General features: G+C 58.4%; 21 protein-coding genes and 1 pseudogene. 12 read left to right on the top strand and 10 right to left on the bottom strand.

The features are described 5' to 3' along the window. Positions 1 to 10 precede the first annotated feature (10 nt). Entirely contained in the window at positions 11 to 1,663 is a 1,653-nt protein-coding gene (locus ACP4QI_RS11920) for an MFS transporter (protein ID WP_370462874.1), read from the bottom strand. Positions 1,664 to 1,852: 189 nt separating this feature from the next. Between ACP4QI_RS11920 and ACP4QI_RS11915 the strand changes: the two genes are divergently transcribed. Further along, positions 1,853 to 2,656, top strand: a complete 804-nt coding sequence (locus tag ACP4QI_RS11915; RefSeq protein ID WP_426494547.1) for a YdcF family protein — start codon at positions 1,853 to 1,855, stop codon at positions 2,654 to 2,656. A 198-nt stretch (positions 2,657 to 2,854) separates the two neighbouring features. Then, positions 2,855 to 4,294, top strand: coding sequence for an aldehyde dehydrogenase (gene aldA / locus ACP4QI_RS11910; protein ID WP_285111739.1), 1,440 nt, complete (start codon positions 2,855 to 2,857; stop codon positions 4,292 to 4,294). Positions 4,295 to 4,395: 101 nt separating this feature from the next. On the opposite strand, the gene ACP4QI_RS11905 is transcribed toward aldA, so the two are convergent. After that, positions 4,396 to 5,322, bottom strand: a complete 927-nt coding sequence (locus ACP4QI_RS11905; RefSeq protein WP_231312230.1) for an alpha/beta hydrolase — start codon at positions 5,320 to 5,322, stop codon at positions 4,396 to 4,398. Positions 5,323 to 5,425: 103 nt separating this feature from the next. Then, entirely contained in the window at positions 5,426 to 6,427 is a 1,002-nt protein-coding gene (gap, locus tag ACP4QI_RS11900; RefSeq protein WP_142489651.1) for a type I glyceraldehyde-3-phosphate dehydrogenase, read from the bottom strand. A 183-nt stretch (positions 6,428 to 6,610) separates the two neighbouring features. Here gap and cybB point away from each other — a divergent pair, with 183 nt between their 5' ends. Next, positions 6,611 to 7,138, top strand: a complete 528-nt coding sequence (gene cybB / locus ACP4QI_RS11895) for a cytochrome b561 (protein ID WP_142489650.1) — start codon at positions 6,611 to 6,613, stop codon at positions 7,136 to 7,138. 9 nt (positions 7,139 to 7,147) lie between these two features. Further along, positions 7,148 to 8,416 carry an MFS transporter gene (locus ACP4QI_RS11890; RefSeq protein WP_285128948.1) on the top strand — a complete coding sequence of 423 codons (1,269 nt, stop codon included), beginning with the start codon at positions 7,148 to 7,150 and terminating at the stop codon, positions 8,414 to 8,416. 67 nt (positions 8,417 to 8,483) lie between these two features. Here the strand turns inward: ACP4QI_RS11890 and ACP4QI_RS11885 are convergent, their stop codons facing one another. From ACP4QI_RS11885 to ACP4QI_RS11875, 3 genes are all read right to left on the bottom strand, one after another. Beyond that, on the bottom strand, positions 8,484 to 8,702 hold the full coding sequence (locus tag ACP4QI_RS11885) for a hypothetical protein (protein ID WP_142489649.1): 219 nt from the start codon (positions 8,700 to 8,702) through the stop codon (positions 8,484 to 8,486). A gap of 117 nt (positions 8,703 to 8,819) precedes the next feature. Then, positions 8,820 to 9,002, bottom strand: a complete 183-nt coding sequence (locus ACP4QI_RS11880) for a con-10 family general stress protein (RefSeq protein WP_039028538.1) — start codon at positions 9,000 to 9,002, stop codon at positions 8,820 to 8,822. Positions 9,003 to 9,308: 306 nt separating this feature from the next. After that, entirely contained in the window at positions 9,309 to 10,643 is a 1,335-nt protein-coding gene (locus tag ACP4QI_RS11875; protein WP_426494548.1) for an aminotransferase-like domain-containing protein, read from the bottom strand. 90 nt (positions 10,644 to 10,733) lie between these two features. Between ACP4QI_RS11875 and ACP4QI_RS11870 the strand changes: the two genes are divergently transcribed. The 5 genes from ACP4QI_RS11870 (at position 10,734) to ACP4QI_RS11850 (ending at position 17,422) form a co-directional block, all read left to right on the top strand. Next, positions 10,734 to 11,612 carry a DMT family transporter gene (locus ACP4QI_RS11870; protein WP_426494549.1) on the top strand — a complete coding sequence of 293 codons (879 nt, stop codon included), beginning with the start codon at positions 10,734 to 10,736 and terminating at the stop codon, positions 11,610 to 11,612. 537 nt (positions 11,613 to 12,149) lie between these two features. Then, complete coding sequence (locus ACP4QI_RS11865; protein WP_142489646.1) at positions 12,150 to 12,611, top strand: hypothetical protein; 462 nt, start codon at positions 12,150 to 12,152, stop codon at positions 12,609 to 12,611. A 231-nt stretch (positions 12,612 to 12,842) separates the two neighbouring features. Then, a complete protein-coding gene (locus tag ACP4QI_RS11860; protein ID WP_142490102.1) occupies positions 12,843 to 13,262 on the top strand; it encodes a translesion error-prone DNA polymerase V autoproteolytic subunit in 420 nt (139 codons plus the stop codon). Between the two features lie 574 nt (positions 13,263 to 13,836). After that, complete coding sequence (locus ACP4QI_RS11855; RefSeq protein ID WP_426494550.1) at positions 13,837 to 16,875, top strand: CapA family protein; 3,039 nt, start codon at positions 13,837 to 13,839, stop codon at positions 16,873 to 16,875. A 55-nt stretch (positions 16,876 to 16,930) separates the two neighbouring features. Continuing rightward, positions 16,931 to 17,422, top strand: a complete 492-nt coding sequence (locus ACP4QI_RS11850) for a GNAT family N-acetyltransferase (protein ID WP_426494551.1) — start codon at positions 16,931 to 16,933, stop codon at positions 17,420 to 17,422. Between the two features lies 1 nt (position 17,423). Here ACP4QI_RS11850 and ACP4QI_RS11845 read toward each other — a convergent pair whose 3' ends face one another. Next, positions 17,424 to 18,341: a LysR substrate-binding domain-containing protein gene (locus ACP4QI_RS11845; RefSeq protein ID WP_426494928.1), complete on the bottom strand. Its 918-nt coding sequence runs from the start codon at positions 18,339 to 18,341 to the stop codon at positions 17,424 to 17,426. Here ACP4QI_RS11845 and ACP4QI_RS11840 point away from each other — a divergent pair. Next, positions 18,339 to 19,004: pseudogene (locus tag ACP4QI_RS11840) on the top strand (MFS transporter); the annotation flags it as partial. The gene ACP4QI_RS11845 and the pseudogene ACP4QI_RS11840 overlap by 3 nt on opposite strands. Before the next feature lie 25 nt (positions 19,005 to 19,029). Here the strand turns inward: ACP4QI_RS11840 and ACP4QI_RS11835 are convergent. After that, complete coding sequence (locus ACP4QI_RS11835; protein WP_426494552.1) at positions 19,030 to 19,923, bottom strand: dihydrodipicolinate synthase family protein; 894 nt, start codon at positions 19,921 to 19,923, stop codon at positions 19,030 to 19,032. Between the two features lie 240 nt (positions 19,924 to 20,163). Here ACP4QI_RS11835 and ACP4QI_RS11830 point away from each other — a divergent pair, with 240 nt between their 5' ends. After that, complete coding sequence (locus ACP4QI_RS11830; RefSeq protein ID WP_426494929.1) at positions 20,164 to 20,652, top strand: GNAT family N-acetyltransferase; 489 nt, start codon at positions 20,164 to 20,166, stop codon at positions 20,650 to 20,652. Here the strand turns inward: ACP4QI_RS11830 and bdcA are convergent. Then, positions 20,602 to 21,315: an SDR family oxidoreductase gene (gene bdcA / locus ACP4QI_RS11825; RefSeq protein WP_426494553.1), complete on the bottom strand. Its 714-nt coding sequence runs from the start codon at positions 21,313 to 21,315 to the stop codon at positions 20,602 to 20,604. The two genes, ACP4QI_RS11830 and bdcA, sit on opposite strands and share 51 nt — an antisense overlap. Before the next feature lie 73 nt (positions 21,316 to 21,388). Here bdcA and ACP4QI_RS11820 point away from each other — a divergent pair, with 73 nt between their 5' ends. Continuing rightward, positions 21,389 to 21,982: a TetR/AcrR family transcriptional regulator gene (locus ACP4QI_RS11820; RefSeq protein ID WP_307763780.1), complete on the top strand. Its 594-nt coding sequence runs from the start codon at positions 21,389 to 21,391 to the stop codon at positions 21,980 to 21,982. 48 nt (positions 21,983 to 22,030) lie between these two features. On the opposite strand, the gene ACP4QI_RS11815 is transcribed toward ACP4QI_RS11820, so the two are convergent. Continuing rightward, a complete protein-coding gene (locus ACP4QI_RS11815; protein ID WP_426494554.1) occupies positions 22,031 to 22,936 on the bottom strand; it encodes an SDR family oxidoreductase in 906 nt (301 codons plus the stop codon). Positions 22,937 to 22,991: the final 55 nt, after the last annotated feature.

Raw genomic sequence — 22,991 nt, 5'->3', positions numbered from 1 at the left:
TTTATAACCGTTATTGACTGCCGGTGGCCTTTTTCAGCGCCAGACGGGCAGTGATGCGCAGCCGCAGCAAGCGCCATATAATCCAGACCAGCGTGGCGGTGGCAATGCCAGCCGTCAGAAGATAAGTATCGTTGTAAGCGAGAATATTTGCCTCCAGCGTGCTGGCGTTCTGCAGCTGGAGCGCCGACTGGGTGCTCAGCAGGGCGCTGTCGCCAATCTGGCTCCGGTACATCTGGCTGTAGATCTGCAACCGCTCATTCACCAGCGGATTGAGGCTGGTGAGCTGCTCGGCCAGCAGACCGGAGTGGTACTTCTCACGCCAGGTCTGAAAGGTGCCCAGAATGGCAGAACCCAGCAGACCACCGATGTTCTGGCTCATGCCGAACAGCACCGAAAAACTGACCAGATTACGCGGATCGGCAACCACGCCGCCAATTCCGGCCAGCATCGCCGGGGCGAGGAAGAAGGCGCTGCCGAACCCGAGCAGGAACTGGCTCAGCATCAGCTGATCCGGACGGGTGAGACTGGTGGACTGGCTGTCGAGCAGCGAGGCAATAATCATCAGCACCAGCGAGGTGATAATCGGCCAGGCGAGTTTGGTCGGTTTGATGGTCAGGCAGCTGGCGGCGATGCCGCAGACGATCCCGGCAAAAATCGACCACGCCAGATGAGTCATCTGTTCATTCTGCAGGCCGACATACTGCAACCAGCCGATCACCCCGGTGTTCTGTTCCGCCAGCACGATGCGGATCAGCAGCATGATCAACCCCAGGCGCACAATGCTGCCGCTGGAGAGCCAGCGGGTGTTGAGCAGCGGGTTGCTACGGTTATGTTCAAACACAATCGCCGAGACAATCAGCACCAGCGAGCCCGCCAGCGACCAGCCGATCCACGGCGCTTCAAACCACCAGTCGAGCCGTCCCAGCGACAGCACCGCGCACAGCAGCGCCATTCCCGGGGCCAGCAGGATAAAGGTGATGAAATCTTTCTTCTCGAATACCTTGCGCCGGTCACCAGGGGGTAGCTTGAGGGCGATCACGCAGCCCAGCGAGATCAGCGCCAGGCCCAGTTCAAACAGGTAGAGCCCGCGCCACTCGTCCAGCTGCAGCAGTTCGGTGGAGAACAGCCGCGCTATGGGGATCGCCAGCGACGAACCGGTGATGCCGATGGTCAGGGCCTTCAGACGATGTTTCGCCGGCCAGGCCTGGATCTGATAGTAGATCCCCAGCGAGCTGAGAGCCGCAGCCACCATCCCGTGGGCGGCGCGCACCATCAGGGCCGAGCTGAGATCGTTGACGAACAGGTGAAAGAAGGTCACCAGCACATAGAGCACCAGAAAGCCTTCGGTGAAGGCGCGCAGGCCAAACTGCTGGCGAAACTTCACCAGCAGCAGGTTGATCGACACGTTGGTCATCACGTACACCGCCGGCAGCCAGGCGATCTCGGTGGACCAGGCGGAGAAGGTGCCCTGCAAATTTTGCAGGTTGGCCGCGACCATCGCATTGCCCAGCGCCCCGGTCAGACAGACCAGCAGACCCACCACCCCGTAGGCGATGCGCTTCGGGGTGCTGTGCAGGGGCGTAGACGGGGAGCCTAACAGCATTGGCTTTTCGTGAGGCTGCCACTCGCGAGGAGCATAGGGGTCGCGCTGGGGCAGGCGCATAACGATAATTACCTATATTTTTTGTGAATAGTTAGTGGGCTAATGATTCTACGTCTGACGCAAAGTCTGTTTCAAGTGAATATGATCATGCGAGGTTACGCAAATGTGAGCGAAAATATTTCAGAGGGATCCTCTGTTAACCAGTAGCCTATGCGTTACTCTGAGCTTACTTGCTGGAAGGAGGTAACGATGAGTCTCACAATCTTCCCGTCTCTGCCCGATAAAACGCTGGCCGCGGTCAATACCGTCGGGGCCTGGCTCGCTGAAAATAACCTGCCCTACAATCCGCCCGCGCTGCAGCCGGATCTGGTGGTGCTGGCCGGTAATGCGGTGATCCCCTCCATCGACGCGGCCTGTCGTCTGGCGTCGTCGCTCGCCATCCCCTTGCTGATCAGCGGCGGTATCGGCCATTCAACCACCTTTTTATACGCCGCCATTGCGCGACACCCGCGCTATAACAGGGTGCGCACCACCGGCAAAGCCGAAGCCACTATCCTTGCGGAGATCGCCCGGGAGTTCTGGCATATTCCGCCCGAGCGCCTGCTGGTGGAAGATCAGTCCACCAACTGCGGTGAAAATGCCCGTTTCAGCGCCGCGACGATCCAGCATCATCAGCTGCGGGTGAAACGTGGGATTGTGGTGCAGGATCCGACCATGCAGCGCCGCACTATGGCAACCTTTGCCCGGGTGTGGCGCGATAAGCCGGATGCCCCGGAATGGACCAGCCATCCCGGCATCGTACCGCAGCTGCAGAACAGCGAGGACGGGCTGGTATTCCGCGGCGGCGGCGAGGGGCTGTGGCCGATAGAACGCTATCTGTCGCTGGTGCTGGGTGAACTTCCGCGCCTGCGCGATGACATTAATGGCTATGGCCCGCTCGGCCGCGATTTCATCGTCCATGTCGATATTCCCGCGGAGGTGGAGGCCGCCTGGCAGATCCTGCGTAACGACGTCATTCTCACCGAAGCGCTGGTCAGCCGCTCCCTGCTGTAATCCATTGCCCGTTTGCGATGACTTTCCCGCAAACGGGCAGCCTTTGTTGTCGAATTGTGATTTTTTCCTCCTGCTGACCCGTTTCTTTTATGAGATGTCTCACAAAAACAGCGCGATAGGCTGTGATTACGGGTCGGGAACTGTAGTTTTTAACAATAATTTTACTTGTTAAAAACAGTGCAATTACAGGAGCAGGTCATGACAGTACCCGTACAACATCCTATGTATATCGATGGACAGTTTGTAGCCTGGCAGGGTGATGCCTGGATTGATGTGATCAACCCGGCCACCGAAGAGGTCATTTCCCGTATTCCCGACGGCAGCGCTGAAGATGCCCGCAAGGCCATCGACGCCGCCGAGCGCGCTCAGGCCGACTGGGAGGCGCTGCCCGCTATCCAGCGCGCGGGCTGGCTGCGTAAAATCTCCGCCGGCATTCGTGAACGCGCCAGCGAAATCAGCGCCCTGATCGTGGCCGAAGGCGGCAAAATTCAGCAGCTCGCGGAGGTGGAAGTGGCGTTCACCGCCGACTATCTCGACTATATGGCCGAGTGGGCGCGTCGCTACGAAGGTGAGATTATCCAGAGCGATCGTCCGGGCGAAAACATCCTGCTGTTCAAACGGGCGCTTGGCGTGACCACCGGTATTTTACCGTGGAACTTCCCGTTCTTCCTGATCGCCCGCAAGCTGGGCCCGGCGCTGCTGACCGGCAACACCATCGTTATTAAGCCGAGCGAGTTCACCCCGAACAACGCTATCGCCTTTGCCAAAATCGTTGACGAGATTGGTCTGCCAAAAGGGGTCTTTAACCTGGTGCTGGGCCGCGGTGAAACCGTGGGTCAGGAGCTGGCGGGCAACCCGAAAGTGGCGTTGGTCAGCATGACCGGCAGCGTGGGCGCAGGCGAGAAGATCATGGCCGCTGCGGCGAAGAACATCACTAAAGTGTGCCTGGAGCTGGGCGGTAAAGCCCCGGCCATCGTGATGGACGATGCGGACCTGGAGCTGGCGGTAAAAGCGATTGTCGACTCCCGGGTAATCAACACCGGGCAGGTCTGCAACTGCGCCGAGCGCGTGTATGTGCAGAAGGGCATCTACGACCGCTTTGTGAACCGTCTGGGCGAAGCGATGAAAGCCGTGCAGTTTGGCAACCCGGCCGAGCGCAACGACATCGCCATGGGGCCGCTGATCAACGCTGCGGCGCTGGAGCGCGTGGAGCAGAAGGTGGCTCTGGCGGTGCAGCAGGGGGCAAAAGTGGTGCTGGGCGGTAAGGCGGCAGAGGGGAAAGGCTATTACTACCCGCCAACGCTGCTGCTCGACGTACGTCAGGATATGACCATCATGCACGAAGAGACCTTCGGGCCGGTGCTGCCGGTGGTGGTGTTTGACACCCTGGAAGAGGCGCTGAAAATGGCCAACGACAGCGACTATGGCCTGACGTCGTCGATTTACACCCGGGATCTGAACGTGGCGATGAAAGCCATCAAAGGGCTTAAGTTCGGTGAAACCTACATCAACCGCGAGAACTTTGAAGCGATGCAGGGCTTCCACGCGGGCTGGCGTAAATCCGGGATCGGCGGAGCGGATGGCAAACACGGTCTGCATGAGTACCTGCAGACCCAGGTGGTCTATTTGCAGTCCTGATAAAAACGCCGGGTGGCGCTGCGCTTACCCGGCCTACAAAACCGATAACCGCATCGGACACGTAGGCCGGGTAAGGCGAAGCCGCCACCCGGCGATGCAGGCTACACCTTTGTTTCAATCCAGTTCATCATCAATTCCGGCCAGACGGCTACCGGCAGGCCCTGGGCATCGCGGATGCCAAACCCGTGTTTTCCACGCTCAAAGAGATGCATCTCAACCGGCACGCCCAGGCGGCGCAGGGCGCTGTACATCGCCAGGCTATTCTCGACTTTCACCGCCGGGTCGTCGGCGGCATGCAGCAGGAAGGTTGGCGGGGCGTCGCGGGTGGCGCGCTCCTCCAGCGAGTAGCGACCGATCTGCGCCTCTGTCGGGTTATCGCCGATCAGCTCATGACGTGAACCCGAATGATGATGCGCGTCACGCATGGTGATCACCGGATAAACCAGCGCCATAAAGGCCGGACGGGCAGGGAACGCGTCGGCGGCGTCCACCGGGGCATAGACCGCTTCATCGTGCCGGGTGCCGAGGCTCGCTGCCACGTGCCCACCCGCAGAGAAACCCAGTACTCCAATGCGGGCCGGATCCAGCTTCCACTCCGCTGCCCCGGCGCGGATCACGCGCATCGCCCGTTGCACGTCGGCCAGCGGCGCGTCGGCCCCCTCTTCATGGCCATCTCCCGGCATGCGGTAGGTCATCACAAACAGGGTATAACCGCGGGCATTAAAGAACGCGGCCAGCGCGCTGCCCTCTTTATCCAGCACCACGCGGCGATAAGAGCCGCCGGGCGCCACCAGAATACCCACGCCGTTAGGGCGGGCAGGGGCATACACGGCGATCTCCGGCGCGCGGATGCCGGTGACGGCGCGATCGTAGTCGGAGGTCCCGGTATGGCGGGGTTCACGGGTAAAAACGGCGTCGCTGGTGCGTGCGCCAGGGGCTTCATTATCGGGCCAGATGGTAAAGGTGGCCGAACGGCCCACGGCTTGCGCCATCTGTTGTTCTAATGTGTCGCGGCTCAATGCTTCCATGATAAGGCTCCCTCTCTGGAAAGCCTTTGTTATATCAGGGTTAACAAAATGAAAACCAGCACCGACTCACAGGATGCGGACAGCAGGGCTGTCCGCGGCGTGATTACAGGGCAGCAAACTTATCTAAAGTCCGCACCAACTGGGTGACAAACCCGTATTCGTTATCGTACCAGGCCACCGTTTTCACCAGCTGGACGTCGCCCGCGTCGGTGACTTCCGTCTGGGTGGCGTCGAAGACCGAACCAAAGTGCGAGCCAATCACATCCGACGAGACAATCTCTTCGTCGGTATAGCCAAAGGACTCATTGCCTTCGGTGGCCTTTTTCAGCGCCTGGTGGATCTCATCCACACTCACTTTTTTCTCCAGAATCGACACCAGCTCGGTCACGGAGCCGGTTTTGACCGGCACGCGCTGGGCATGGCCCTTCAGCTTGCCGCTCAGTTCAGGGATCACCAGCCCGATGGCCTTCGCCGCGCCGGTGGTGTGCGGGATGATGTTTTCCGCTGCGGCACGCGAGGCGCGCAGATCTTTGCCGCGCGGGCCATCCACCAGCGCCTGGGTGCCGGTATAGGCGTGGATGGTGGTCATGGTGCCCGCCCGGATGCCAAAGGCGTCGTGCAGTACCTTCGCCAGCGGTGCCAGGCAGTTGGTGGTGCAGGAGGCGACGGAGATAATGGTGTCGCTGGCGTCGATGGTGTCGTCATTGACGTTAAAGACGATGGTTTTCATCTCCCCGGCCGGGGCGGAGATCAGCACTTTTTTCGCTCCGGCGTCCAGATGCGCCTGCGACTTCTCCTGCGAGGTGTAGAACCCGGTGCACTCCACCACCAGATCCACCCCGGCGGCTTTCCACGGAATGTGTTTCGCCTCTTTTTCGGCATACACCGAAATGGATTTTCCGTCGACGATCAGGGAGTCTTCCGTGAAGTCCACGCTCCACGGGAAGGGGCCGTAGTTGGAGTCGTGTTTTAGCAGGTAGGCCAGCACTTTCGGTGACGTTAAATCGTTAATCGCCACGACGCTATTACTGTCCTGAGTTTCCAGTAACCGACGAAGAACCAGTCGGCCAATACGACCAAATCCGTTAATGCCAATCTTACTCATGATGTTCTCCTGAATGATGTACGGGACGTTGAACTCATCCAGGAATAGACCAGGAAGCCCAGCGAGGCAATTGAAGATGCCTCATCTGCGCGGAAGTTTTTGAAAACGCGGGGACAAAAGTTAATGAATTTTTAACTGAAGCTGGTTATTTTACCTTTTTATTAGCCTTTATCAGGAAAGACTATGCGCAATAAATACACCGGCCTGCAAATTGCAATTCACTGGCTGGTTTTTCTGCTGGTGATCGTGGCCTACTGTGCCATGGAGTTTCGCGGCTTTTTCCCCCGCAGCGACCGCCCGCTGATCAACATGATCCACGTCTCCTGCGGTATCTCTATTCTGGTGTTGATGGTGGCGCGTCTGCTGGTGCGTCTTAAGTACCCCGCGCCGCCGATCGTGCCTAAGCCAAAACCGATGTATATCGGCTTATCCCATCTGGGCCACCTTGCCATCTATCTGCTGTTTATTGCCCTGCCGCTGATTGGCCTGGTGATGATGTATAACCGGGGCAATACCTGGTTTGCCTTTGGCCTGGGGATGCCCCACGCCGCCGAGGGCAATTTCGACCTGGTGGACACGCTGAAAGCCTGGCACGTCACCCTGGCGAACCTGGGTTACTTTATTATCGGCATTCACGCCTTTGCCGCGCTGCTTCATCACTACTTCTGGAAAGACAACACCCTGCTGCGCATGATGCCGAAAAAGCGTTAAGAGCAGCCTGTGGCCCCTCAACTGCGTAAGGTGCTGCTCGCCACCGGCATCGGTCATTTTGTCGAATGGTTCGATTTCGGGCTCTACGGTACGATGGCGACCATCATTGGCATGCAGTTCTTCCATACCGACAACCCGGCGTCGGCGCTGCTCTCCTCGTTCGCGGTGTTTGGTGCCGGGTTTGTGATACGTCCGCTCGGCGGGCTGTGGTTTGGCTCCCTCGGAGACAGGATTGGACGGCGCAAGGTGCTGGCTACCGTGATCCTACTGACCTCCGGCGCTACCTTTACCATCGGGTTACTGCCCACCTACGCGCAGGCCGGGCTGCTCGCCACGGGCCTGCTGGTGCTGGTGCGGATGATCCAGGGGTTTGCCGCCGGGGGCGAAAGCGCAGGTGCCACCACTTTTCTGGCCGAGTATGCCCCCGCTGACCGCCGGGGCTACTTCACCTGCTGGACAGACAGCTTCGGCTTTATGGCTTTTGTCGCCGGATCGGGCCTGGTGCTGCTGTTAACCGCGGGGCTGGGGGAGGCGGCGATGAACGACTGGGGCTGGCGCATTCCGTTTCTGTTAGCCGGGCCGCTGGGCTGGATTGGCCTGTATCTGCGCAACAATCTTCAGGACTCCCCTGAATTTCAGGCGCTGCTGAATAACCATCAAACGGAAGCTGCGCCGCTGCACAGGGCCGTGACCACCGGCAGGCGGGCGCTGGGCTTTTGCATCGGGTTTGTGGCGATCAAGGCGGTGGTGCACTGGATGCTGCAAACCTTTATTCCTGCCTGGCTGGTGGCGACGCTGCACTACCCGGCGCTGGATGCCTATACCATCACCACCCTCGGGCTGTTGACCGTCGCCATGCTGGTGCCTTTTATGGGCTACCTGTCGGACCGGCTGGGCCGTAAACCGCTGATGCTGGCGGGATGCCTTGGGTTGATCCTCGTCGCCTGGCCGGCCATGAAGCTGATGGCAAGTGGGGCGGTGTTCCCTGCGGTGCTGGGGCTGCTGCTGGTGGGGCTGTGCATCGCCGCCTTTGACGGCGCCAGCAATGCGGCGATGGCGGAGCTGTTTCCGACCCGGGTCCGCTATGGCAGCATGGCGATTGCCTATAACCTTGCGGTGGCGTTCTTTGGCGGAGTGACGCCGTGGTTGCTGGCCTGGCTGCCGATCGTGACCGGTAATCCGCTCTCGCCAGCGCTGTATGTGATGGCGGCGGCGCTGATTACCCTCCTGACGGTGCTGCGCGCCAGAGAGAGTGCCGGGCTGCCGCTGCGGGCATAAAAAAGCCCGGCGGGGAAGGCCGGGCGAATAACAAAGCACAACACGTTCTACATCACTTAACAGCTGTTTACTTCAGATCGCGGTTCGCCATGGCGTTGACCAGATACGACTGACGCTGGCTGAGCCTCACCTCACTGCTGGCGTCATTGTCTCTTCTGAGCTGGAGTGCCGGGCCGCTATCCGGTGAACGGGTACGCTCAGCGTCACCCGGAATTATCCAGCCGACATCATCACTGGTGCGATGATTATTACGTGCGTTGCGAACTCTTCTTCTCAAATGCAGCATATAACCTCCGCATAATTCATCGAACTGCCTGTTAAAGGTCAGGTATTTATACCTTTCTCGCCGTTTCAAATATATTGTCTGACAAAAATGGGTCAGAGAGAGAATATATTTTGGAGCTTATGCCGCTGGTTTGCGGCCGCCGCCCCGGCTATTCTGTCCACCTTTTTTTCCCGCTTCAGATGCGCGCTGCGGGTCATTTTTAAAATTCCCGCCGCTGCTCTGTCCACCTTTGCGGCCCGCCTGGGATGCACGTTCCCGGTCTTCTGCGAAATTGCCGGAACCGCCTCGATGTTTAGTCATAACATGTCTCCAGTGTTTCGTTGAGAATATTTACTGAGAGGAAATTAACCTCTTCAAATGTGTGCAGAAATAAATGTAGACAGAACGGCAGAAACTTCAATAAGCCTTTCGGCGCGTTTTTGTGCTCCGTCTGAATATATTTTAGGCATTTTTGCAGGTGATGGAGAATATATCGACGCTAATAAATAAGTTAGCAAAAGTTACATGTGGTCCGAATTATTTCAGGGGAGATATTTACTGTGATCAAGCGCCAGAAAAATTGACTTTCCCGGGTAAATTAAGACGAGTCTTAAGAAGCAATCCGGCTTAACGACTCTGCTCCAGCTCCACCGCCGCTCTGACCTGCAAGAGCGCGTGACGTAAATTTTCGATCGTCACCGACCCAAGGGCGATGCGGATCGCCTGCGGCACCGTGCCGGAGGTTGAAAACGGCTCCGCGGTCGAGACGGAGATATGGTTGTCCATCAGCGCCTTCACGACCCGATCGGCTCTGGCCTCGTCCGCAAGCGGCAGCCATGCAAAATACGAATCGGGATGGGTAATGCAGGGCAGATCCCCCAGCACCGCTTTCAGAACGGTTTGCCGCTGCCGGGCGTCGCGTCTTTTCAGGGTTTCAAAGCGGGACACGGTACCGTCCTGGATCCAGTGACAGACCATGGCGGTCATTACCGATGGCGTATTCCAGGTGGTGGCCCGGATGGCCCTCTCGAGGGCCGGGCGCAGATCCGGCGGGCAGATCACCGCCCCGACCCGCAGACCGGTCGCCACATTTTTTGAAAAGCCGGTGACATACACTGTGCGTTCCGGGGCAAAGCTGGCGACGGGCGGCGGTGGACGGCGGATCAGCCACCCGTAAGCGGTGTCTTCGACGATCAGCAGGTCGTGCTGGCGGGCAATATCCGCCAGGGTTCTGCGCTGCTCATGGTTCAGCACCCAGCCCAGCGGGTTGTGCAGGGTGGGCATGGTGTACACCGCCCGCACGTGACGCCGCTGGCAGAGCTGGCGTAACGCCGCCAGATCCGGGCCGGTTTCCGTGCAGGGGATGGCGAGAAGCTCCAGATGATAGAGCGCCGCCAGGGCCTTAAAGCCGGGATAGGTGAGGGCGTCCACCGCCACCACGTCACCGGGCCGAAGCAGCCCCATCACTGCGACAGTCAGGCCATGCTGGGCCCCGTTCACGATCAGCACATTATCCGCAGAGGGTTGAAAATGTGGCCCTGCGAGGTGGGCGGCGACGATCTCCCGCTCGATCTGCCTGCCGGCATGCGGCTGATAGCGCAGGTGTGATTCGATATCGCCTCCGGCGGCGACCTGCCGGAGCGCCTCGCGCAGCAGCTCCCCCTGGCCCGGCAGGGCGGGATAGTTGAAGTTCAGATCCAGCACATCGGTGGCGATCGCCTGCTGATCGATCCCCTGGCCCGAGGGCAACAGGATCTCTCTGACGAAGGTTCCGCGTCCGGTTTCGCCGCTGACCAGCCCCATCTTCTCCAGCTCGGCATAGACCCGCGTCGCGGTGGCAAGGGAGATATGCTCTTGGGTGGCGAGCGTGCGGTGCGTGGACAGGCGGGTGCCTGCCGGGATCTGGGTAGTCCGAATCAACGCGGCGTAGCGATCCACGATCCCTTTGTAGCGGGCTTTCATCAAATGTATCCATGACAATAATTTGATTGTATTAGATTGGCGAGACTACCATCCGCTCAACAGAGGCTCAAGACTGGGAAGGTAAGGGTAATGAATATGGCGGTAGATAAAAACGCGCTGTCAGGCTGGCTTAACGGCCTGCTGGGGGTAGTGATTTTCAGCGGCTCCTTGCCCGCCACACGGGTTGCGGTGCAGGATTTTGATCCCTTTTTCCTGACCTTTGCCCGGGCCTCTCTTGCCGGGGGGCTGGCCCTGATGCTGATCCTCGTATCGCGGGAAAAACGCCCGCCAGCCGCCCGGATTGTGCCGCTGATGATGGTCTCGCTGGGCGTGGTGGTCGGCTTTCCGCTGCTGACAGCCCTGGCATTGCAGCACGTCACCGCCGCCCATTCGATTGTGTTCCTTGGGCTGCTGCCGCTGATGACCGCTATTTTCGCGGTGCTGCGCGGCAAGGAGCGTCCGGCCCGGGCCTTCTGGATCTTCTCGGTGCTCGGTAGCCTGCTGGTGATGGGTTTTGCGCTTTCGCAAGTTGCCGCGCTCTCCCTGACGGGCGATCTGCTGATGCTCGCGGCGGTGATCGTCTGCGGCCTGGGCTATGCGGAGGGAGCCGCGCTCACCCGCGAGTCAGGCGGCTGGCAGGTGATCAGCTGGGCGCTGATCCTGGCGCTGCCTTTTATGGTGCTGGCCTCTCTGCTGACGATGCCGGCATCCTTCAGCGGCATCGGTTTTCCGGCCTGGAGCGCGCTCGGCTATGTGTCGCTATTCAGTATGCTGATCGGGTTTATCTTCTGGTACAAAGGGCTGGCCCGGGGTGGGATCGCCGCCGTCGGGCAGTTGCAGCTGTTGCAGCCGTTTCTGGGGCTGGCGCTGTCCGCCACGCTGCTGCATGAGCGGGTGAGTCCGTTGATGATGGTGATCACCTTAGGGGTCATTTTATGTGTGATCGGCTCGCGGAAATATGCCCGGTGAAGGTAGAAGATTTGCACGAACTGTTCCCTCTCCATTGAGGATTAGGGTTAGGGTGACGGGGAACATGCGGCGGCGGAGGTGGTTCCGTTCACTTCACGTTCCTTGCTTCTCTGATATGCCCGAACCCGTGAACGTGCCAGGGGGGCTCGCCGCCTCCCCCCTGGCTACCCCGGCTCCCGGCAAAGAAAATCGCCGCTTCGCGGTGCCCTCGGCTTATTCCCTCCGGCTATCGGGGCGGGCGTGATCCTACATCCATGTAGGTCACGCCCTCTCGGCGCATCCATGCGCCTCGCCCCGGCCTGCGGTCAACGCCTCAGCGATTTTCAGCCGGACCAGTGCGCTGCTGTAAGTTGTTTATCTTTATGATATTTCTCTATTGCGTTAAATTTTTTGCGAGGCGTCTTCCGGGAATGGTTTTGCAGGCTTGTCGCCTCGTTCTCCCCGCAGTATCTTCCTGTTGCGCCTGCAAAATCAGGCGTCGGGATTGGAACCCTGGCAAATTTTATCGATGACATTACTTAATCGGAGATTGCCACTATGGCTACAACCCCAACTCTTGATCACGCTTTATTTACCACACCGTTCTCCCATAACACCGACTTCACCGAGCTGGCGAACCACTGCGAACGCTTTGCCCATACCCTGCTGGAAAGCGACGATCCCGCTGAAAAGCTGGCGCTCTGCGCCCGACTTTCTGCCTGTCTCGCGTTATTGCAACCAACGCTCAACGAGCCTATCCCGCCGCACCTGGTGGGCCGCTTCACCCTTAACGATCTGCCCTCGCGCCTGCCTGCATTCGAACCGGAAAGCGACCAGCTTGGCCTGTATTGTCAGACCCTCACGCAGCTGTTGATCGGCAACGTTCTGCCGCCGGAGATGGCGCGCGTGATAGAAGGGCTGCTGTATGAGCTGGTGAACTTCTACGCCGATACGCTCAACGCGCCGCGCTGGCTGCAAACGCCGGACGGGCGCGTGGCGATTGATGCGTTGATTAACTGAGGAGCACGTAGGCCGGGCAAACGCAGTGCCGCCCGGCGTTTCCCCTCTCCCGCAAGAGAGAGGGAGCCGTCCATGCAACGCCCTGAAATATTTACAAAATCAATATTCTCAAACACATTAATCACTTATAAGCGAAGCGGTTAAGCAATAAACAGCCGCTGCTGCACCGTGACTTGCCTGCGCTCTTCGCTACGACTACTGTATATAAAAACAGTATTCGAGGAACGAATCATGGTGTTTTACCAACTTGCAGCGCTGCGCGAGGTGATCGCGCTACCCCTTTTCAGCGATGTTGTGCCGTGCGGCTTCCCCAGCCCGGCGCAGGACTACGTGGAACAGCGTATCGACCTGAACAAATTGCTGATCCAGCACCCCAGCTCGACCTATTTCGTGAAAGCGGCCGGGGATTCGATGATTGATGCCGGCATTGGCGACGGCGATCTGCTGATTGTCGACAGCGCCAGAACGGCGCAGCACGGGGATATTGTGATCGCGGCGGTGGAGGGGGAGTTTACGGTAAAGCGCCTCCAGCTCAGACCCCGGGTGCAGCTTAACCCGATGAACAGCGCCTATTCGCCCATCGTCGTAGGCAGCGAAGATTCGCTCGATATCTTTGGCGTGGTGACCTATATCGTCAAATCGGCGGATTAACAGGACGGCTCTCCGTGAAATACATTCAGGTGTATAACACGGCGATTATTACACCCAGTGCGGCGGGATATTTCCCGCCTTTTCTGTCAGGTCCGAAAATTCTTACAAAAAAGATATTCTGAATCACTATAAACACTTACATCTGAAATGGTTATTCAATAAACAGTCGCCGTTCCCCCGCAACTTGATTGCCCCCATTGTCATGTCTACTGTAGAAAATATTTCCGTTGGTTGGCGCAAAAATAATGAGCAACACCAACGTTAATAGCAAATTAACAGGGATGTCGTTTTTAATAATAAGGGATATATATCAGTGAACAATCATGCAGGATGGACGGCAGCTGATTTCGAAAATTTGTTGAAAGGACAATGGCTTGTATCTACCACGGCGGGGTGGCACGCGGAGGATATTGCCATTTTTTCATCCGATCGTGGCAGAGGCGTTCCCCGTCTCTTTGTTGCCATGGATGTCGATACCTGGCTAAGAGGAACCGGTAATACCGGAATTTACGCCAGATGGTCCGATACCCATGATTATCTGAAAAAGCACTATGCGAATTATTGTGGCGCAGTAGTGCAACGCTATATTCCCGAATTGCCGCCCGATTTTCCGCAGTTTCTGGTTGAGGATTCGTATGAGGCGCTTATTTCACTGGGGACCGAAGCGCGGCGCAGGTTTAATGGAAAAGCCGTCGCGATAACCGGCACCGTCGGTAAATCCTCAACCAAAGACATGCTCAGCGCCGTGCTCTCTTCTGCGGGATCGGTCGTGACGACGCAAGGCAATAATAACTCGCGTACGGGTGTTTCGCTGACGCTGGCACGCGCAGGCGTTAACCCTGACTATGTGGTTATTGAGGCCGCTATTTCTGCATTGTGGATGCGCAATGGTGGCGTGGGTCTGCGTATAAAACCGCATATCTGTATTATCACGGAAGTGGGTATCACTCAGGTGCGTGAAAATAACCGCACGCTCCAGGATATTGCCCGGCATAAGGCCCGGGTCTGTAACGGCATAATTCCTGGCGGCTATGCCATTGTGAATCGTGATATCGCGGAATATGAACAGGTGCATCAGGATGCGGTGCGCTATGGCGCGAACGTTATCAGCTACGGCTTTCACCCGCTGGCAGATGTGCCCGTGACCTGGTTTGTGTCGGATATGAAGGGGTCTGATATCGGCATCTGCCTGCAGGGCGAAACGATCCGTTATCGTCTCGATGAGCCGGGGAAGGGGATTGCAACAAACTCGGTGGCGGTGATGATAGCGGCAAGGCTATTGGGACTGGAGGCCGCGCAAATCGGCAAACAGCTTGCTGCATTTCGTAACCAACGCCGGAAAATGCAGATCTCGTCACTGCCCGTTCCCGCAGGCGGCAGCGTAACGTTGATTGATGACAGCTACAGCGCAGAATACCTGTCGATGCTCAATGCGTTCGATTTTGCCGCGCGCCAGGCTGCGGAAAAAGGGGGGCGCTTAATTGCGGTGCTGGCACGCATTATCAACCTGAACGATAAAGCAGAGGAAGTTCACCGTTCGCTGGCGGAACCGCTGTCAGCCGCCGGTTTTCACCAGGTCTTTGTTCATGGCGAGGAGATGCGTTATCTCCATGAAATCCTGCCACCCGCGCGGGCGGGTGGGCATTTTATGCAGGCTGGCGCCATGGTGGAGTCTGTGCTGAAGACGCTGCGTGAGGGGGATATCGTGCTGGTCAAAGGCGATCCCTATGAATCGGATTTTGGTGAGGTCGTGAAATTACTGCACGAACAGACTCAGGCGCCACGGCCGGTACAGAGCTGCGCTACCCTGCTGGTTAATCTTTCAACGGGCGAGACGCCCGTAGCCCGGCATGTGGAGGATACGCTAACCCCCCGGCATCTGAGTCAACTGCTGCTGGCCTTGCTGTGCGCTCAACGGTTGCAGGAGGGAAAACTCTCGCTGGTGGAGAGAGTCCCGGTCCGGGAAATTGCGGCAAAGGTGCTACAGCAGGGGCCGTCACTGGGTCTGAAAAAGGGCGACAGCCTGACGGTGAAGTCGCTGGTGCAGGCCATGCTGATTGAGAATGCCCGCGACGCGGCGATTAATCTTGGTGAGTATCTGTTTGGTGATAACCAGACGGCGCGAGAAGGGATCCAGAAACAGGCTGATGCCATAGGAATGACCCGGACCCGACTGCACAGCGTCTCGGGGCGTCTGCGCGACGGGCAGTGCACGACCCTGCAGGATATTGCTCTGATGATCCGCCATTTCTATCAGCATTATCCCCATCTCCTGCACTGGTTTGCTGAAAGTGAAATGACCTTTGGCGACAAACTGTACCGTAAAACGACCAATATGCAGATGGATGGTCGTGCCGGTTACAGCTATACCTCTGGCGGCTCTCCGCGCTGGGGGTTTGCGATCCAGCGTATCGGAAAGCAGGTCTGGCTCGCCTGCGTGGCGGGTGCCAGCGATGCGTTCCATCTGGATTATCAGCTTGATAAATTGCTGGCGCAGGCGGAAGGCACAGAGACATCCGTCACCGAAGAACGGGATGACAGAACGGTCTCGCTGGATAAAAAGGCGGCAGTTTTTACCCTCATTGGCGATACCTACTATGGCGAGTGGTATACCCGACAGCGCCAGCAGAAGGGGATTGATGATGCGCTCCAGCACCATGGCTACGATTACTCCTTTCAGGGGCTTCGGCCGCTGATCGCCCGGAGCGATTACACTATTGCTAATTTCGAAGCCGCGCTGGGGACAGCCACCACACAGAGCCTGCAGGGGCGCAAACCCTTCTGCCTGATCGGCGATCCTGAACGCTCTGCGGCAGCACTACGACGTGCGGGCGTGGATGCGGTGGCGCTGGCGAATAATCACAGTATGGATGCCGGCGAAGCAGGGCTGAAACAGACCCTGGCCGCGTTCCGCCAGCAGGATATCGTCAGCTTTGGCAGCGGTCTAAATGCTCGCCAGGCGAGCGCGCCGCTGGTGATCTCGGTTGGCGGGAAAGTGTTTAAATTTTATAGCGCGTACTGGTTCCGGCTGTATATGGAGCAGGATTGCGCGTTTTATGCGCAGCCGCGTCGGGCGGGCGCGGCCTGCATCAGCGGCGAATTGATTGAGCAACTGCGTGCAGAAAAAGCGCGTGATAATCCGGCGACAACCATCGTGCTTGCTCACTGGGGCATGGATTATCGCTGGACAGGTGAACAACAGCGAGCGCTGGCAAAAAGGCTGACGCGTGCAGGGGCAGATCTGATTATCGGTTCCGGGCCGCATATGCTGGGCGAGATTGAGCGTTTGGGCGATGCGTGGGTGGTCTACAGCATCGGTAATGGCGTGTTTAACAGCAATGGCGAATACCGCCAGCGCAACGTTCCCCCTTACGGCTTTATCGTGCGGCTACAGGTGGGCGGCGAACAGCCGAAGCTCTGCTTGCATCCGGTGTTGCTTGATAATCAGCAGACGTTCTGGCAGCCCCGGCCCGTCGGGCCCGCGGAGTTTGAACAGGTCATGACGATCCTGGCGGAACGGGGCGTAGATTTTTCGCCGTCAAGCGGTATAGCCACTGGGGCGGAGAGCGGTGTGATTACGTTGCCGCTCGGCCCGCAGTTTGGGGGGATTTAGCGGTTGTCAGAAAAAAGGTAACCTGTCGCTCACAACATGATGAAGAGGCAATAATATGACCACCCCGGTATTCCGCCAGGCAACCCCAGCTGACGTTGATCGTTGCTATGAAATTGAAATCACATCCTACGAAGGGGATGAAGCGGCAACGCGTGAGAAAATTGCCACCCGCATTAACCGCTACCCGGAAGGCTTCCTCTGTATAGAGCTGGAGGGCAGCGTCATCGGATTCATTAATGCGGGCTGTGCAGGGGAAGTGGTGATGTCCGATGAAGCGTTTAAAGAGCTGGTGGGCCACGATCCGGATGCGCCAAACGCGGTGATCATGTCCGTGGTGGTTCATCCGGATTTTCAGGGGAAAGGCTACTCGTCACTGCTGATGCGTGAGTTCGTGTCACGCATGAAGGCGATGAACAAAAAGACGATCCACCTGATGTGTAAAGATCGCCACGTCGATCTGTACGCCCATTTTGGCTACCGCTATATCAAGCCCTCGGCGTCCGATCACGGCGGAATGGCGTGGCATGAAATGATGATGACGCTCTGATTTAAACCGTCCGGGACTGCGCACTACTGGCAATCACGTCCTGCACCAGCCAGTCATGAAAGCGTTTTACTTCGCTGCGCATGACAGACTGCTGGGGGGTAACCACGTAATAGGACCATTTCAGCGGCCAGCGATGGTCAGGATGCAGTTGGACGAGTTGTCCGGTCTCAATCAGCTGACTGACAAGAGCGCGACGAACAATGGCGATGCCACGACCGCTGAGCGCCGCCAGTATCACTGCGGAGGTCGAATTAATAGGCAACCGGCTTTCCCGGACGTCGGGTGCCTTCATCGCGCTCAGCACCGCCTCCCAGGAAGGAAAATCTGCGCCGGGATGAGGCGTGTCGTCATGAATTAATTTTTGCGTAGCGAGCCATTCACCGCAGGCGACTTTCTGGGGCGGCACCAGACGTGGACTGCAGACCAGCACGGCTTCTTCATCCATTAGCCAGGTCTTGTTCACACCGGGCCAGTCCCCCTGACCACAGCGGATGCCGATATCGGCTTCGCCGTGGGAGACATCCATCAGCTTTTCGGTCACGTTGAGCCGCAGATCGATAGTTTCATGGCTTTCCGCAAAGCGGTTGAGACGATCCATCAGCCAGTTCATCACCAGCACCTGTGACGCGGTCAGCACCACCACCGATCGCGCCCGGCGGCCTCGCAGCTTATTTAAACCTGCCTCCAGGTTAGCCAGCCCCTGCGTAATATCCTGCAGCGCCTCCTGCGCGTCATCCACCAGGGTAAGCCGTTCTTTGCCCGTGCGGGTGCGGTTTAGCAGCGGGTGCCCGACCCAGGCTTCAAGCGAGCGGACAAGCTGTCCTACGGCGGCAGGCGTCACGCCCAGCTCCTGAGCGGCGCCGGTAAAGCTGCCATGTCGCGCTGTAACCGTCAGGACAAAGCCGAACAGGCTCGCCAGGCGCTGGTGGCAGTAATGTCTGCCTTCATCCTGAAGGGGGTGATCCCGGCAGAGCCCGCAGCGGCGGCAGCGCCCTCCGCCGGGCGTCCTCTGGGCGAGATCGTGCGTCAACCCGGCTTTTTGAGAACGGTATTCAGCGCCGCTGTCACCTATATGGTGATGAACTTCCTGATGACAGCCGCGCCCTTGTCGATGCACATGCACGGTATTTCTCAGCAGGCATCGAATCTGGGGATCCAGTGGCATGTGATCGCCATGTACGGACCGGGATTTTTTACCGGCAAGCTTATCGACCGTTTCGGCGCCATGCGGGTTGCGGCTGCGGGGCTGGTGATTAGCGCCGGATCGGTTTTCGCCGGGCTTGGTGGCACGGAGATCGTCCATTACTGGCTGTCGCTGATTTTACTGGGGATCGGCTGGAACTTCGGCTTTATTGGCGCGTCGGCGAAAATCATTGAGTATCACCGGCCGGAGGAGAAGACCCGGGTCCAGTCCCTGAATGATTTCGTCGTTTTTGGCGTGATGATCCTCGGGTCGTTTTCGTCAGGGGTACTGCTGAATCTGTACGGCTGGAACGCCGTGTTGTGGGGCTCTCTGGTGCCGTTAGCGCTGGCGCTGCTGGTAATGATGCCGGGACGTCGGGCGTCGACAGGATCGTATTAACCTCTGACCCGGTCCCGGAGGGGGGTTATTTCAGTTCCAGCTCGGTTATTACCCGGGCAATCTCTGCGATATCTTCCGCTGGCAGCGGCTGCAGAGGGCGGGGCAGGCAGTCGGTATCGGTCAGCCCCAGCACGCCTGCGGCGGCGGCAATCACCCGGATGCTTCCGCCATGCTTACGGTAAAGCGCCCACAAGGGCTCCAGGCGGGTGGTCAGGGCCGTGACGCGGGCAGGATCGTTCATCGCCGCGGCCTGGGCGATCTGTTTTGCCGTCTCCGGGAATAAGCCCCCGCAGACGGAATACCACACCTCGCAGCCGGCATTTAATCCCAACCCGGCAAACGCATCCCCGCTGATCCCGATCGTCACGCCGGGGCGAAGACGGTGGCGTAACGCCGCGACGCGATCGACGGCAGCGGCTGGCGTATCCGGGACGCCGGGGATTTTGACCGAACGCACGCCGTCCAGGGACGACAGGCGCCCGTGCAGTTCATCCGTAAAGGTAAAATGGGTGGTGCCAGGATTGTCATAGACGCAGACCGGGACTGAAGCATGTCGGGTGACGGTTTCAAAGAGGGCAAACACCTCGTCATCCCTGAGCGGCTGGTAACTGACCGCCGGAAGGAGCAGGGCATCCGCACCCGCCGCCTGCGCGTCTTCTGCCAGACGTAAAACGGTATCAGTGCTGACCGCGCCCACGCAGACCATCATGGGAATATCTCCGGCAAGCTCATTAGCCAGCGTGGCGATACGCTTGCGCTGCTCCCGGGTCAGGAAGGCGTAGCTTCCGGTTGACCCCAGAATGCCCAGTGAATCCACCCGGGCTGCCGTCAGGCGGGCCAGAATGTTACGGAACCCCTCTTCATCCACGCCGCTGGCGGTGACAGGGGTTAACGGGAAAGCACACAAGCCGGTGAACATGCTGTTTCTCCTGAATGATAGAGAGCCGATGAGGTGTTATATTGACCGATTTGTTTCATAATATCGACCGGTAGTAAAAAAAGTCAATCTAATGAATGCAGTCCGTAGGCTGGGCAAGCGTAGCCCGGCGACTGCCACAGAATGATGAGGTTTTCCAGAACGGTTTGTTGGAGCGCGAACTTGCGTTGATGAGTAAGGTTCGGATAGTTTCGTTGAACTTAACTTAAGGAGTTTATGGCAATGGCCTTAATAAGGGCAGCAGCGTTAAAAGACATCCCCTCCCTGCAAACGCTTTTTCTGCAGTTGGGCTACCAGACAGATCCTGAGAACCTGAAACGACACATTAACGACGCGAAGACCGATTACAACGTGTTAGTGGCTGAAGCAGAGCAGGACGTTTGCGGCGTGATTGTGGTGAACTTTATCACCCCTGTGCATGAGGGTGGCCTGTGGGCTTTGCTCTCCGCCCTGGTGATCAATGAGTCGGCACGGGGGGCAGGCATTGGTCAGAAACTCCTTTTCGCCGCTGAGCAACACGCCCTTGATAAAGGCTGTACGCAGATTGAGCTTTCAAGCAGTGAAAGAAGAGTCAGGGCGCACAATTTTTATGAAAATAATGGCTATAAGGAGGTCAGAAAGCGCTTCGTCAAGCGCCTCGCCGACTCTCCCTCTGAAAGATTACGCCCCAAACGCGCCGTCAATAGTGTGCATGGCTCCGGTCACGAATGACGCTTCCGGGCCAGCCAGCCAGGCGACCATGCCTGCCACCTCTTCCGGACGTCCGTGCCGTTTAATGGCCATAAAGCTGTGCATCAGCTCCTTCATCGGACCACTCTCCGGGTTCGCATCGGTGTCGATGGGGCCGGGCTGCACGACGTTGACCGTAATGCCGCGTGGGCCAAAATCCCGTGCCAGGCCGCGCGCCAGCCCTTGCAGAGCGGACTTACTGACCGCATAGGCAGCCATCCCCGCAACGGGCATGCGATCGCCATTGACTGAACCAATAACAATAATGCGTCCGCCGTCCGGCATCTGCCGGGCAGCCTCGACCGCAGCATGGTAAGGCGCGTGGATGTTGATACGGAACAGACGATCGACGGCATCGCTGTCCTGCTCCAGCGCATCGCCGAAGAGAGCGATCCCCGCGTTGACGATCAGAATATCCAGCGGCCCACTGTCACGCACCAGCTTTGTTACCGCATCCCGGTCGGCGCTGTCGGCCTGCACCGCAACACTTCCGGTTTCAGCGGAGAGCTGCGCGGCGGCGTCTGGCGACCCGGCGTAGCTGAAAACCACCGACGCGCCCTCGGAAGCAAAACGCCGGACTATAGCCGCCCCAATACCACGACTCCCCCCCAAAACCAGTACCGATCTCTTTTGTAATGCAGCCATAACACGCTCCTCATGATATTGTAGTGAGCATTACAATATGTGTCGGCCATCCGTGCCGTCAAGGAGTAATGTAGTGGTCACTACAAAAAATAGTCGTACCCCAGGACGTCCCCGCCGGTTCGATCCTGAGCAGGCCGTTGAAACGGCGCAATACCTGTTTCACTCACGGGGTTATGACGCGGTCAGTATTGCGGATCTGACAAAAGCCTTCGGCATCAATCCGCCCAGTTTTTATGCGGCCTTTGGCAGTAAATTCGGGCTGTATACCCGCGTCCTGGCGCGCTATAACCACACCGGCGCGATCCCCTTTACGTCGCTTTTGCGTCACGACCGTCCGGTGGCTGACTGTTTGATGGACGTCCTGAACGAGGCGGCAAGACGCTACGTTGCCGATCCGACGGCTGCCGGGTGCCTGGTTGTGGAAGGCACCCATTGCAACGACCCCGAGGCGCGTGAGGCGGCGTGCGGTTTGCATACGGCTGCTGAAAATAGCATTCGGGACTATATTGCCGCCCGGTACCCGCAGGAGGCCGTCCGGCTGACGGACTTTATCAGTACGCTGATGTCTGGCCTCTCCGCGAAAGCCCGGGCGGGGGATAGCCTGGCGCGTCTGCAGGAAACCGTGCGGCTGGCGGGTCTGGCCATGCAGCAACTACTTCCGCGCTGAGGCCAGATCCTGCCGCCGGCGCCGCAACGGTGACCCTGGGGATAGCGGCTATCGGGACGTTAATAGCGGCGCGTAATCCAGATTCTGAAGATCGTCGAGCAGGCCGGGGCCGGTGGGATGCCAGCCCAACTGCTGACGCGTCCAGGCCGATGATGCTCGCAGGTTCGAGGCGGCAAAAATAGCGAGCCAGCCAAAATGCGCCTCAGCCTCTGAGGGCGGGAGCGATATCAGGGGCAGATTGAGCTTACGGGCAACGGTTTCCGCGATCTGCCGTAGGGGCACCCCTTCTTCAGCCACGGCATGGTAGCGCTTACCCTTTTCGCCATGCTCCAGCACCCGATGGTACAGCGCAGCGACATCGCTGACGTGCGCCGCCGACCAGCGGTTATCTCCCTCACCAATGCAGGCAACCACGCCTTTCTCAATCGCGTGCTGAATGTACCAGGTGATGAGGCCCTGACGCCGGGTGTCATGAACCTGCGGCAGCCGCACAACCTGGACATTAACGCCTTCAGCGAGCAGCGCATTGCCCTCAAGTTCGGTTGCTACGCGGGGGTTATGATTCCCGGCTTTAAACTGATTTTCCCGGGCAATGGCCGCGGCGTCGTCATCACCGATGCCCGTTCCGGAGGTGATGATTAATGGACGATCGCTGCCTTGCAGCACTTGTCCCATGGCGCGGATAACCCGCCGGTCCTTCTCACAGTTCTCGACGAAACGGTGAAAATCATGATCAAAAGCCGTATGGATCACGGCATCAGCGTGCTGCGCTCCCGCCGCTAACGTATCGGGTTCATCCAGCGTACCGCGATGAACGTCGGCACCCGCATGGCTGAGCGCCTGCGCGCTGCTGTCCGTGCGGGCAAGGCCGGTTACCTGATGTCCGGCCGCCAGCAGTTCAGTAAGGATCCGGGCGCCAATAAATCCACTTGCGCCGGTGAGGAAAATTCGCATAACACACCTCCAGATTAGGGTTCCGGAACAGAGTAGCGCTATAGTCAGACGAGAA

This window comes from Leclercia sp. TB492, assembly GCF_049974505.2.
Classification (GTDB): domain Bacteria; phylum Pseudomonadota; class Gammaproteobacteria; order Enterobacterales; family Enterobacteriaceae; genus Enterobacter; species Enterobacter adecarboxylatus_C.
The sequence above is the reverse complement of the archived record's forward strand: the minus strand, read 5'-3'. Positions and strand labels throughout refer to the sequence as shown.